This is a genomic window from Streptomyces sp. Y309 (genome assembly GCF_056712025.1).
In genome coordinates, this window is the sequence record NZ_CM160048.1 from 412,183 (window position 1) to 425,369 (window position 13,187).

Sequence of the window (13,187 nt, forward strand, 5' to 3'; positions counted from 1 at the left end):
TCCGTTAATTGCTCAAGAACCTAGCGGACACTTGTCCGCTTAGCAAGGTCCGGTCCATCCTCGCGCGACCGGTCCCACCCCGACGCCAGGAGGACGACGAGTGCGGGAGAAGAGAGAGACCCCCCTGCGCTCGGACGCGCAGCGCAACCGCGAGCGCATCCTCGCCGTGGCGCTGGAGGAGTTGACGCGGTCCGGCGACGCTCCGCTGAGCGCGATCGCCAAGAAGGCCTGTGTCGGCCAGGGGACGTTCTACCGCCACTTCCCGAGCCGTGAGGCCCTGGTCCTCGAGGTCTACCGGCACGAGGTCCGGCAGGTCGCCGACGCCGCCGCCCGGCTCCTGGAGACCCACCCGCCCGAGCGGGCGCTGCGGGAGTGGATGGACCGCCTCGCGCGGTACGCGATGACCAAGGCCGGCCTGGCCGACGCGATGCGCGCGGCGACCACCAGCCACGGCACCCTGAAGAGCGTGGCGCACGGCCCGCTGACGTCCGCCATCGCCCTCCTCCTTGAGGCCAACGAGCGGGCGGGCACGATCCGCCCCGGCCTCACCCCCGACGACTTCCTGCTGGCGATCGCCGGACTGTGGCAGATCGACCCGCAGCAGGACTGGCAGTCGCGCGCCGGAAGGCTGCTCGACCTCGTCATGGACGGCCTGCGGGCCGGCGCGCCGGGCACCCGGGCGCCGGCCGACGATCACTGACGGCCCGCAGGTTTCGCACCGCACATCCAGCGAAGCGCTCAGCGGCTCTCCTTGCACACCTGCTGAATCGCCGTCACCAGCTGGTCGCGGTGCGGCTGTGCCGCCCGGTCCAGTTCCAGGGCGAACGGCAGCACCGCGCCGTCGGGGCGGGTGATCCGCCGCGGTGGCGCCACCAGGCGCATCTCCTCGGCGGCCGCGGCGACGATCTCCGCGCCCAGGCCGCAGAAGCGATTGGAGTCGTCGATGACGACGAGGCGCCCGGTGCGGTTCACCGACGCGGCGAGGCCGTGCCAGTCGAACGGGTGGATCGTGCGCGGGTCGAAGACCTCCACCGAGACCTCGCCGGCCAGCTCCTCGGCCACCTCGACGGCCTGGCCCACGAAGTGCCCGACCGCCACCACGGTGACGTCCGTGCCGGGGCGCGCCACCCGGCCCACCCCGAGCGGCAGCGGCGCAAGGTCGGCGAGGTTGACGCTCTGGAAGCTCATCGACGAGGCGGCCGGTGTGAGCACCACGACCGGATCGTCGTCACGGATCGCCGAGACCAGCAGACCGTAGGCATCGGCAGGTCTTGAGGGCACCACGGTCTTCAGGCCGACGTGTGCGAAGAGGCTGTAGGGCTGGTCGGAGTGCTGGCCCGCCCAGCCGGTCCGCGAGCCGGAGCCGGGCACCAGATAGGTGACGGGCACCTTCACCTGACCGCCCGTCATGAGCGAGAACTTGTGCGCCTGGTTGGCGATCTGCTCGAAGACCAGGAACATCAGCGACGGGATCTGGAACTCGATGACCGGGCGGTGTCCCGACAGCGCGGCGCCCGTCGCGAAGCTCGTGAACGCCTGTTCCGACAGCGGCGTGTCGACGATCCGCTCCGGGCCGAAGCGCTGCACGAGCCCTTTGGTGACGTTGGCGACGCCGACGCGGATGTCCTCGCCGAACACGCAGACGTCGGGGTCTCGCGCGAGTTCGTCGGACAGGGCCCGCGTGAGCGCGGTCAGATAGCCGAGCTTAGGCACTGGTGGTCACCCCCGCCCGGGGCCGCAGCCCCGTCGCGTACAGATGGTCGAGAGCGCCGGCCGGATCGGGCTTCGGGCTGTCGAGCGCGAACCGCACGGCCGCGTCGAGGACGGCCTCCACCTCCTCGTCGACGCGGGCGCGGTCCTCGTCGGGGATCCGCGCGCCCTGGATGTCCATGGGGTCGCGGCGGCGCCCCTCGTCCACCTGTTCCTGGGTGCGGTAGCGCACGAACGACCGGTGCTCCCAGGTGTGGTGGGCGTCGAAGCGGTAGGTGCGGCACTCCAGGAGCGCCGGTCCCCCGCCCGCCCGGGCCCGCTCGACGCACTCCCGCGTGGCGGCGAACACGGCCTCGGCGTCCATGCCGTCGACCGTCACCGCGGGGATGCCGAACGCGGCCGCGCGGCCCGGGATCGTGCCCGCGACCATGTCCTCCACCGTGGCCGTCGAGGAGTAGCCGTTGTTCTCGCACACGAACAGCACCGGCAGCCGCCACAGCGACGCCAGGTTGAAGGACTCCAGGACCACGCCCTGGCTGACCGCGCCGTCGCCGAAGAAGCTGACGGCGACCCGGTCGGCGCCCGCGCGCACCGCCGCCCAGGCCGCGCCGGTCGCGATCGGGGCCCCGGCGCCGACGATGCCGTTCGCGCCGAGGATGCCGAGGCTGACGTCGGCCGCGTGCATGGAGCCGCCGCGGCCCTTGTTGAGCCCGGTGGTCCGGCCCAGCAGCTCGGCCGTCATCCGGTCCGGGTCCGCGCCCTTGGCCAGGACGTGGCCGTGTCCCCGGTGGGTGCTGGTGATGAGGTCGTCGGGGCGCAGTGCCGCGCAGACCCCGGCGGCCACGGCCTCCTGCCCGGTGTAGGGGTGGATGCCGCCGATGATCTCGCCCGCCTTCACCAGCTCGACGCAGCGCTCCTCGAAGCGGCGGATGAGCCTGATGGTGCGGTAGAGCGCCACCGGGTCCGGGCCGCCGTCGTTCGGTGGCTCTGTCGGGTCTGCCGAGTCTGCCGGGCCTGTTGAGGCTTCCGGGTCTGCCAGGCCTGTTGAGGCTGCAGGCTCTGCTGAGGCTGCTTGGCCTGTTGGTGCTTTCGGCATGGCCAATTCACTTCCCTTCTCGCTCGGCCGCGAGGTCCTGCTCGCTCAGCCGCAGGGCCAGCGCGGCGACGGTGGGGGCCTCGAAGACCGCCCGGATGCCGAGGGGCGTGTCCAGCGCGGTACGGATGCGGGACACCAGCTTCACGGCGAGCAAGGAGTGCCCGCCGAGGTCGAAGAAGCTGTCGTCGACGCCGACGGCCGGTACGCCGAGGGCCTCGGCGAACAGGGCGCACAGCGCGGATTCGGTGGCGGTACGCGGCTCCCGCCCGGCCGGCCGGCTGCTCGCCTCGTCCGGGGCGGGCAGGGCGCGCCGGTCGAGCTTGCCGTTGGGGCTCAGCGGCAGCCGCGCCAGCGGGACGAAGGCCGAGGGCACCATGTACTCGGGCAGGGTCCGCGCCAGGTGGGCGCGCAACTCGTCGGCGTGCGGGGCGGGTTGTGGCCCGTCGGCCGGTACGCAGTACGCGACAAGGGTGCGGTCGCCCGGCCGGTCCTCGCGCACCACGACCGCGGCCTGCGCGAGGCCGGGGTGGGCGGCGAGGACGGACTCGACCTCTCCCGGTTCGATCCGGAAGCCGCGGATCTTGACCTGGTCGTCGGCGCGCCCCAGGTACTCCAGGTTGCCGTCGGCGCGCCAGCGGGCCAGGTCGCCGGTGCGGTACATCCGCTCCCCCGGCCCGCCGAACGGGTCGGGCACGAAGCGTTCGGCGGTGAGCGCGGGCCGGTGCAGATAGCCGCGGGCGAGGCCCGCGCCCGCGACGTACAGCTCGCCCGGCACGCCCACAGGTACCGGCTGCAGATGGGTGTCGAGGACGTAGGTGCGGGTGTTGCGGACGGGGCGGCCGATCGGTGGGGCCTCCGGCGCGGCGGGGTCGTCGGAGAACCAGGCGGTCGTGTAGACGGTGGCCTCGGTCGGGCCGTAGACGTTGACGATCCGCGCGCCCGGTACGGCGGCCCGGATCTCCGCCAGGGTGTGCGCGGCCAGCGCCTCCCCGCCGAGCGCGACGACCCGTGCCGCGAGGTCCACGTCGTGGTGGCTCACCAGCTCCGAAAGGGCCGACGGCACGGCGCAGATGAGGCTGCCCCGCCACTGCCCGCCCGCGTGTTCGCCGAGTGCCAGGACGTCGGCGACGACCTCGACGACGCCGCCGGAGAGCAGCGGCCCGAAGATCTCGAAGACGGAGACGTCGAAGGTCAGCGGCGTGGCGGCGAGGGCGTGGGCCAGCTGGTCGGGGCCCAGGGTCTCGCGGCCCCACAGCGCCAGGTCCACGACGTTGGCGTGCGGGACGAGGACCGCCTTGGGGCGGCCGGTGGACCCGGAGGTGTAGAGGACGTACGCGCCGTTGGCCGGGGTGAGGGGGCCGAGGCGGTCGGCGTCGCGCGGGTCGGTGTCACGGTCGGCCGCAGCGGGGGCGTCGTCCGCGTCCAGGTGGACACGCGGCACGTCCACGGGCAGTGCGCAGCCCGCGTCGTACGTCGTCACGACGCAGGCGGGCGCGGCGTCCCGGAGCATGAAGGCGATGCGGTCGGCGGGGTGGCGCGGGTCGATCGGCAGGTAGGCGGCGCCGGTCTTCAGGACGGCGACGAGGGCGACGACCATGTCCGCCGAGCGGGGCATGGCCAGCGCGACGACCTGCTCGGGTCCGGTGCCGGCGGCGATGAGCCGGTGGGCGAGCCGGTTGGCCCGCGTGTTCAACTCCGCGTACGACAGCCGCACTTCGCCGCAGGCGACGGCCGGGGCGTGCGGTGTCCGGGCCGCCTGCCGCTCGAAGAGGTCGGGCACGGTGACGGGCGGAAGGGGCCGTGCGGTGTCGTTCCACTCCTCGACGAGCAGTCGCCGCTCCTTCGCGCTCAGCACGTCGAGCCGCCCGATCGGCAGGTGCGGGTCGTCGGCGGCCGCGCTCAGGAGCCGGGCGAGCCGGGTCGCCACGGCGTCCACGCTCTCTGGGTCGAACCGGTCGGTGCTGTACTCGAAGAAGCCGGTCAGGCCCGCGGGGCGGCCGTCGTCGGTGAAGCGTTCCTCGATGTTCAACAGCAGGTCGAAGCGGGCCGAGCCGGGGTGCAGGAGGTCGGTGGCGATCTCCAGGCCGGGGGTGTCGAGGCGTGGCGCCGGGGCGTTCTGCACGACCAGGGAGACCTGGAAGAGCGGGTGCCTGCCGATGGCCCGGGGCGGGTTGAGGTCGTCGACCAGGTACTCGAAGGGCACGTCCTGGTGCTCGTAGGCGCTCAGGGACACCTCACGCACCCGGTCCAGGAGGTCACGGAAGGCGGGGTTGCCCGAGGTGTCGTTGCGGATGACGAGGGTGTTGACGAAGAAGCCGACCGAGCGGTCCAGGCCCTGGTCGGTGCGGCCCGCGATCGGGGAGCCGATGGGGATGTCGTGCCCGGCGCCGAGCCGGGTGAGCAGCGCCGCGAGGCCCGCCTGGAGCACCATGAACAGGCTCGTCCCGCTCTCCTGGGCGAGCGCCGAGAGCCGCCGGTGCAGCTCGGCGTCCCAGGCCACGGAGAGCGTCTCGCCGCCGTAGCCGGGTTCGGCGGGGCGCGGGCGGGCGAACGGCAGGTCCAACTGGGCGGGCAGGTCGGCGAGTTGACGGCGCCAGTAGGCGAGCTGGTGGGCGAGGGGGCTCGCCGGGTCGCCGGGGTCGCCGAGGAGCTCGCGCTGCCAGAGGCCGTAGTCGGCGTACTGGACGGCGGGGGCGGGGGCGGGTTCCGGTAGGAGGTGGTCGCCGGGTTCGGCCGGGTCCGCCGCCCGGCCCGACCGGTCGCCGGGCTCCGCGGGGGCCGCCCGGCGTGCCTCGTACGCCGCCATCAGATCCTCCGCCAGCGGCGCGAACGACCAGCCGTCGCAGGCGATGTGGTGGACGAGGAGGAGCAGCACGTGCTCGGTGGTGCCGGTCCGGAACAGGTGGGTGCGGACGGGGATGCCGGTGGCCAGGTCGAAGCTGTGGCCGCTCACCGCGGCGAGGGCGCCCGGCAGCTCCGCCTCGGTCGTGGGGGTCACGTCCAGCGGCGGCCGGGCCCGCTCCGGCGGCAGGATCCGCTGGCGCGGTTCGCCGTCGTGGTCGGGAAAGACGGTGCGCAGGGACTCGTGGCGGGCGACGAGGTCGGCGACGGCGGCGCGCAGCGCGGGGACGTCCAGGTCGCCGGTCAGGCGCAGCGTCCAGGGCACGTTGTAGGCGCGGCTCATGCCTTCCAGGCGGTGCAGGAACCACAGGCGGCGCTGGGCGAAGGACAGCGGGAGCGGGTCGGGCCGCTCGGCGGCGCGCAGCACGGGGCGGGCGTCCGGGGCGTCGGGCGGCGCGGGCCGGTCGAGGTGGGCCGCGAGCCCGGCGACGGTGGGGTGCCGGAACAGGGCGCGGATGGTGAGTTCCGCGCCGAGCCGGGTCCGCACGCGCGCGGACAGGCGGGTGGCGAGGAGCGAGTGGCCGCCGAGCGCGAAGAAGTCGTCGTCGATGCCGATGCCCTCGACGCCGAGGATCTCCGCGAAGAGAGCGCACAGCACCTCTTCCCGCTCGGTGCGCGCGGCCCGCGCCGACTGCGCCTCGACGACCGGCGCGGGCAGCGCCGCGCGGTCCAGCTTGCCGTTGACGGTCAGCGGCAGCCGCTCCAGGAGCACGACGGCCGACGGCATCATGTAGTCGGGCAGCCGCTCGCGCAGGTGCTCGCGCAGCGCGGCGGTGAGCTGGCCGCCGCGGCGCGCGGCCACCGGGCTGGTGGCGTACGTCAGCGGGTCACCGGGGGTGCCGTCCGGCTCGTACGCCTCCAGCACACCGTCGTCCCGGCTTGCGTCCCCGTCGGTGGCGCGCACGAACACCGCGTCCACCGCGTCCACGGCGGTCGCCGCCGGGGCGACCGCGACGCGGTAGCCGAGGCGCTCCCCGAGCCGGTGCAGCTCCTCGGGGTCGACGCCGTGGGGCTCCTGCGCGAGGAGGCGGTGAGCGTCGGCGACGGCGGCGCCGTTGTCGAAGGCGCGGGCGGCGGCGGTCTCCTGGGCGGTGCGGCGGTTGGGGACGCCGAGCACGCGCAGCCGGGCGGGGGCGTGGCGCTCCAGGTACGTCGCGAGCGCGCCGGTGTCCGGCAGGTCGTCGCCGAAGCGCAGCCGCTCCCCGCTGCCGGGTGCCGTCGTCACGGGTGCCTTGTGCAGGACGGCGTCGTAGCGGTACCGCGTCATCTCGTTGTGCCGCGTGCCGCGCCGCACCTGGATGTCGACCGCGCCGACCGTGTCCTCGCGGGCCGCGAAGGCATGGAAGAAGTCCGGCGCGAGCAGCAATTCCTCCTCGCGCACCAGCGCGCGCTCGACGGCGTGCCGCACCGTGCCACGCTCGCTGTCGGGGGCGGCCCGGCGCAGGTGGACGGCGGTGCTGAAGGATCGCAGGGCGCGCAGGTCGCGTACGTCGCCGACGAAGACGCGGCCGCCGGGCGCTGCGCACGCCAGGGCCTTGGACAGGACGTCCAGGAGGTAGTCGGCGCTGGGGAAGTACTGGAGCACGGAGTTGATGACGACGACGTCGAAGTGGCCGTCCGGCAGGCCGGTGGTGTCGTGCGCCGCCTGGTGCCGCAGCCGCACCCGGCCGGACAGGTCGGGCCGGGCGGCGATCTCGCGGCCCAGGTCCTCGACGGCTCTTGCGGAGATGTCGGTGCCGACGTACTCCGCGCAGCCCGGGGCGAGCCGGGAGAGGAGCAGGCCCGTGCCGACGCCGAGCTCCAGGACGCGGCGCGGGCGCAGGGCCTGGATGCGGCGGACGGTGGTGTCGCGCCACTCCCGCATGTGGTCGGGGGCGATGGGGCGGCGGTCGGTGTAACTGTCGTACCAGCTCGCGAAGTTCTCCCCGAACGCGGCGCGCGGCACCCCGCCGCCCGCGCCTGCACCAGCCCCTGCACCCGCACCCGCACCCGCATCGGCATCGGCATCCGCACCGGCGCCCGTCCCCGCGTACTGCGCGTCGAACACCCGCTCCCAGTCGCCCACTTGCCGTGCCGCCGTGCCGTCGGCCGACCCCGCCTCGGGCTCCTGGCGGAACTCCGGTACGACGTAGGCGACCAGACGCCGGTCGCCCGGCCGGTCCTCGCGGGCGACGACGGCGGCCTGGCGGGCGGCGGGGTGCGAGGTGAGCGCGGACTCGATCTCTCCCGGTTCGATCCGGAAGCCCCTGATCTTGATCTGCTGGTCGGCGCGGCCGATGAACTCCAGGTCGCCGTCGCCGTTCCACCGGACCACGTCGCCGCTGCGGTACATCCGGCCGCCGGGCGGGCCGAACGGGTCGGCGACGAAGCGCACCGCGGTCAGGTCCGGGCGGCCGAGGTAGCCCCGGGTGACGCCGGGCCCCGCCACGTACAACTCCCCCGCCACGCCCGGCGGGCACGGCCGCAGCGCCTCGTCGAGGACGTACAGGGAAAGGTCTCGGATGGCCACGCCGACGCGGCTCGGGGCGCCCGGGGCGGCGTCGGCGGCGGTGAGGCGCGTGAGGGTGGTGTGGACGGTGGTCTCGGTGATGCCGTACATGTTCACGAGCACCGGGGCGTCGTCGCGGTGGCGTGCGTACCAGGGCGCCAGCTTGCCGAAGTCGAGGGCCTCGCCCGCGAACACCACCAGGCGCAGGGCGAGTTCACCGCCGTGCGCGGCGGCGTCGCGGTCGGCCTCCATCAGCGGGTAGAAGGCGGACGGCGTCTGGCTGAGGACGGTGACGCGCTCGGCGGCGAGCAGCGCGCGGAAGCGCTCGGGCGCCCGGCTGGTCTCGTACGGCACGACCACGAGGCGGCCGCCGTGCAGCAGCGCGCCCCAGATCTCCCACACGGACACGTCGAAGGCGTAGGAGTGGAAGAGGCTCCACACGTCGTGCTCGTCGAAGCGGAACTCGCCGGCCGTCTCGGTGAAGAGGCGGACGACGTTGGCGTGCGAGACGACGACGCCCTTGGGGCGGCCGGTGGACCCGGAGGTGTAGATCACGTACGCGGTGGTCGCCGGAGTGACGGGCGCGAGGCGGTCGGCGTCGGCGGGATCGGTGTCGGGCCGGACGGCGAGTTCCTCGGCGGTGCCCCGGGCGGAGAGCACCAGGCGGGGGACGTCGGCGCGGACGTCCATCGGGTCCTGGCTGAGGAGCAGCACGGGGCGGGCGTCGGCCAGGGTCCGGTCGACGCGTTCCGGCGGGTGGTCCAGGTCGAGGGGCAGATAGCCGGCGCCGGACTTCAGGACGGCGAGGATCGCGACCACGGCGTCCACCGAGCGCGGCAGGGCGAGCGCGACGAGGCGTTCGGGTCCGGCTCCCCGGGCGAGCAGGGCGTGCGCGAGGCGGTTGGCGCGGGCATTGAGCGTGGCGTAGTCGAGGTGCTCGCCGCCGCAGGTCAGGGCGGCGCGGTCCGGGTGCCGGGCGGCCCGGGCCTCGAACAGGTCGGTGAGCACGGCGGCCGGGACCGTGGGCGGGGCGGGGGACGCGCTCGCGGCGGGGTGGGCCCGCCGCTGCCGGTGGTCCGTGAGAGCGCGCTCCGATCCGGTGAAAGAGCGCTCCGGTCCGGCGAACGCGCCCTCCGATCCGGTGAACGCGCCGTCCGCCTCCGTGAAAGCCCTGTCCGATCCGGTCCTAGCCATGATCCAGCCCCTTGGTCGCTCGCCGACGCCGTTGCGTTCTGCCGTTCGTGACCGCGCTCGTGCCGTGGGTGGCGCCCCGGCCTCACTCCGGGGGGCGGCTGCCCGGCGCGAGGACGCGCAGCAGGTTCTCCCGCAGCAGCAGGGTCCGGTCCGTCCTGGACACCCCGGCGAAGACCGTCGGGCCGTCGACGACCTCGCCCATCAGCCCCTTCAGGCCGCCGTTCAGCCGGCCGAGCGGCCAGTCCGTACCGAAGATGATCTTGTGGTTGACGCCCATCCGGAACAGCCGGTTCAGATGCTCGGGCCAGTAGGGCAGGCTCGGCCCGCTCGCGAACCCGCCGGTGTCGACGTACACATTGGGCCGGTACGCCGCCAGATACACGGAGGTCTCGACGTGGGTGAGGCCCCCGTGGCCGAGGATGAACGGGACGGCCGGGAAGTCCCGGGCCGCGCGGTCGATCCGCAGCGGGTGCGCGGGCCCGTAGTCGAGGCTGCGGGCGGTGGGCCCGGTGTGTACGAACACCGGCAGCGCGCGGGCCGCGCAGATCTCGTAGTACGGGTACAGGTCCGGGTCCGACGGCGAGTAGCCGCACGGCGGGTAGAGCTTCACGCCGTCGAGGCCGTAGGCGTCGACCATCTCCTCGAAGGCCCGGACGCCCTCGGGCCCGCGCCGGGGGTCCACGCCGATGTAGACCCAGAAGCGGCCCGGGTGGCGTAGCCGGATCTCGTGGTGCAGCCGCGCCGCCTCCGCCGGCTCCGCCGTGCCCGCCATGCGCAGGCCGAAGTCGGGCACGAGCAGCACCGCGCGCTCGACCCCGGCCGCGTCCATCTCCTCGACGAGGCCGTCGGCGAGGTGGTCCTCGTGCTGCGCGGCGAGCCCGTCGGCGATCCGGCCCGCCCTCGGGGCGGCGCCCATCGAGCCGAGGCGGCACTGGACGTTGCTCGCCACGTCCTCGACGAAGGCCCGCGGGATGAAGCGGGTCGACGCCACGTGGCAGTGGCCGTCGAAAACCCCCGTCATTTGACGCAGTGCTTGATCAGGCCCTGGATGCTGACGCCCTTCATGGGGTCGAAGGTGGCGAAGTCGAACTCGGTGTCCGCCTCTTCTTCCAGGTACGAGATCAGGCCCACGATGGCCATGGAGTCGAGCAGTCCGGTGTGACTGAGGTTGGTGGCCGGGCCGATGACGACGTCCGACTCCCCCTCGATCCACCGCTCGACCCACTCGACAAGCAGCTTCTCCAGCTCCGCCGCATCCGCGCTCATGCCCGGCCTCCCCGGTCCGTGGTGGTGGTGTTCGTTTCGACGCGCCCGGCCGACACCAGGCGGAGGCTGTTGCCGCCCATGATCATTCTTCGGTCCGCCTCCTTGATCCCGGCCACCGCCGGCTGCCCCTTGGCGAAGGCGGCGACCAGGCCGGTGAGGGACTCGGAGAGCCGGTACGACGGCCAGCACGTGCCGAAGAGGATCTTGTGGCTGAGGCCCAGGCGGAACAGCCGGTTCAGATGGGCCTGCCAGCCGTCGGCCGCGAGGACCGAGTGGAACTGGCTGATGTCGAGGTGCACATTGGGCCGGTGGGCGCACATGTACGTGGCCTCCTCGACGTGGGTGACCCCGCCGTGCCCGAGGATGAAGTTCACCCGGGGGAAGTCCCGGGCGGCCTCGTCGAGGAGCAGCGGCATGCCGTACTCGAAGTCGAGCGGGCCCCAGCCCGGCCCGGTGTGGCTGAGGACCGGCAGGCCGTACTGCTCGCACAGCTCGAAGTACGGGTAAAGGCGGCGGTCGCTCGGCGAGTAGCCGCACAGCGGGTACAGCTTGAGTCCGGCGAAGCCGTACTCGGTGACGCCCCGCTCGAACAGGTCGATGCCGTCCTGCCCGGCACGCGGGTCGACGCCCCAGAAAACCCGGAAGCGGCCGGGGTGACGCCGGTTCACCTTGTCGAGGTGGCCCGCCAGTTCGGTCGGCGTGAGGGCGCACCGCGCGACGTGCGAGTAGTCGGGGACCACGAGGAACGCCTCGTCGACCCCGGCCTCGTCCAGCTCCGCGACCAGCCGGTCCGCGTCGTCGTCCTGGTGCACGGCGAGCACCCGGTCCAGCATCCGCGCGGGCCGCACGGTGTGTCCGTACGCGGCGAGACGGTGGTGCGCGTTCGCCGCCTGGTACTCCAGGAAGGCCCGGGGGATGGCGAGTTGGCTGCCGAGCTGGACCTGGGCGTCGACGATCCGCGCGTCCTGGGCGTCGTGGGTGGGGGCGGCCATCAGGCCCCCGATCCGGCACCGACGGAGCCCCCGGCGGGGTCGGCGGGGTCCGCGGCGCCGGCGTCGGCTGTGACGCGCTCCGCGAAGTGCTCGGCCGCCCGCGCCCGGCTCAGCTTCATGTTGGCCGTCATGAACGCGGGGTCGGCCCGCAGCGGCGTGGCGATGAAGACCAGCGACATCACGCGCTCATGGGCGTCGAGCGTCGCGTTGACCTCCTCGACCTGCTTCTCGATGTGCGCGCGCAGCGCCGTGTCACCGGGGTCGGCGGGGGTGATCAGGGCGCCGAGCCTGCTGGACCGCGTCGGTACGACGACGATCTCCGCGATGCCGTCGACGCCCGCGAACGCCCCCTCGATCTCGGCCGGGTGCACCTTGCGCCCGCTGCCGAGCACGATGGCGTCCTTCTTCCGCCCGACCAGGGTGAGGAACCCGTCGTCGTCGAGGCGGCCGTAGTCGCCGGTGAGGATCGAGCCGTCCGGCCGGAAGATCTCCTCGGCGGACGGGTCGCCGTCGGTGTCGAAGTAGCCACGGCCGAGCGGCGCGTCCCGCGTGATGATCACTTCGCCGTCGTCGAGGAAGGTCACCGACTCCGGGTCCATCAACTGCCCGACGGTGCCGACCCGGTGGCGGTCCGGCGTGTTCCAGGCGACCATGCCGGTCTCGGTCAGGCCGTACGCCTCCAGGAGCGGCACCTCGCGCGACCAGAACCCGTCCAGCGTCTGGCGGCGGATCGGCGCCATCCCCGTGATCATGAACCGGATGCGGCCGCCGAGGAAGTCGGGGAGCGAGGCCTTGCCGCCGGACTTCACGTACAGCTGCAGGACGGTGTCGTAGAAGACGGGCGGCCCGATCAGGAACGTCGGGCCCTCCTTGCGGACGGCCTGGAAGACCCGCTGGTAGGGCGCGAGCACCAGGTCGGCGCCGAGCCACAGGCACAGGTAGACCGACAGGCGCTGCTGGTAGTTGGCGAACGGCAGGAAGATCAGGTGCCGGTCGCGCTCGGTCATGCCGAAGGCGTCGATGAAGCGGTTGATGACGTACTCGGTGCCCTTGGTGCTGATCTCCAGGCCCTTGAGGCGGCCGGAGGTGCCCGAGGAGTAGACCAGGCTGTGTACGTCGTCGGCTTCGACGACCACGGCGTCGGCAGCCACCGAGCCGGGGGCCGGGGCGCCGTCCGGGCGAACCACGGCCGGTGTGGTGGCGGGCACGGGCTCGTCGGCGATCAGCAGGGCGAGGCGGTGCCGGGCGACGAACTCGGCTGGGTCCGGTATCTCCGTGGTGTCGGCGAACGCCTTCAACCGCGCGCCGGTGGCGAGGGCCGCCAGGTCCCAGGCGAGCCAGTCGATGCCGTTGCCGGCGCGGATGCCGATGACGTGGCCGGGGCGGATGCCCGCCGCCGTCAACTGGTCGGCCCGCGTGCGCGCCAGGGCGGTCAGCTCGCTGTGCGTGAGCTCGCGGCGCTTTCCGGCGACGTCGATGTCGACGACGCGAGCGGTGGTGTGGTCGGTGGCGCGGTCCAAGAGGCCCGCGAGGTTCATGC

8 protein-coding genes are annotated in these 13,187 nt (G+C 73.7%); 1 reads left to right on the forward strand and 7 read right to left on the reverse strand.

Annotation, left to right across the window (positions count from 1 at the left end; genetic code table 11):
• Positions 1–100: 100 nt before the first annotated feature.
• Entirely contained in the window at positions 101–700 is a 600-nt protein-coding gene (locus AC0KTA_RS01735) for a TetR/AcrR family transcriptional regulator (RefSeq protein WP_481053291.1), read from the forward strand.
• Between the two features lie 38 nt (positions 701–738).
• On the opposite strand, the gene AC0KTA_RS01740 is transcribed toward AC0KTA_RS01735, so the two are convergent.
• The 7 genes from AC0KTA_RS01740 to AC0KTA_RS01770 all read right to left on the reverse strand — a co-directional run bounded on the left by AC0KTA_RS01740 (position 739) and on the right by AC0KTA_RS01770 (position 13,185).
• Complete coding sequence (locus AC0KTA_RS01740; RefSeq protein ID WP_481053292.1) at positions 739–1,713, reverse strand: alpha-ketoacid dehydrogenase subunit beta; 975 nt, start codon at positions 1,711–1,713, stop codon at positions 739–741.
• Positions 1,706–2,668: a thiamine pyrophosphate-dependent dehydrogenase E1 component subunit alpha gene (locus tag AC0KTA_RS01745; RefSeq protein ID WP_481053293.1), complete on the reverse strand. Its 963-nt coding sequence runs from the start codon at positions 2,666–2,668 to the stop codon at positions 1,706–1,708. The genes AC0KTA_RS01740 and AC0KTA_RS01745 overlap by 8 nt, the downstream gene beginning before the upstream one ends.
• Before the next feature lie 145 nt (positions 2,669–2,813).
• Positions 2,814–9,389, reverse strand: coding sequence for an amino acid adenylation domain-containing protein (locus tag AC0KTA_RS01750; RefSeq protein ID WP_481053294.1), 6,576 nt, complete (start codon positions 9,387–9,389; stop codon positions 2,814–2,816).
• Between the two features lie 82 nt (positions 9,390–9,471).
• Positions 9,472–10,410 (reverse strand): amidohydrolase family protein, encoded by a 939-nt coding sequence (locus AC0KTA_RS01755; protein ID WP_481053295.1) that lies wholly within the window; start codon positions 10,408–10,410, stop codon positions 9,472–9,474.
• On the reverse strand, positions 10,407–10,655 hold the full coding sequence (locus AC0KTA_RS01760; RefSeq protein WP_481053296.1) for a hypothetical protein: 249 nt from the start codon (positions 10,653–10,655) through the stop codon (positions 10,407–10,409). Before AC0KTA_RS01760 ends, AC0KTA_RS01755 begins: the two co-directional genes overlap by 4 nt.
• Positions 10,652–11,647 (reverse strand): amidohydrolase family protein, encoded by a 996-nt coding sequence (locus AC0KTA_RS01765; protein ID WP_481053297.1) that lies wholly within the window; start codon positions 11,645–11,647, stop codon positions 10,652–10,654. Before AC0KTA_RS01765 ends, AC0KTA_RS01760 begins: the two co-directional genes overlap by 4 nt.
• Positions 11,647–13,185: an AMP-binding protein gene (locus tag AC0KTA_RS01770; protein WP_481056272.1), complete on the reverse strand. Its 1,539-nt coding sequence runs from the start codon at positions 13,183–13,185 to the stop codon at positions 11,647–11,649. Before AC0KTA_RS01770 ends, AC0KTA_RS01765 begins: the two co-directional genes overlap by 1 nt.
• Between the last annotated feature and the right edge of the window lie 2 nt (positions 13,186–13,187).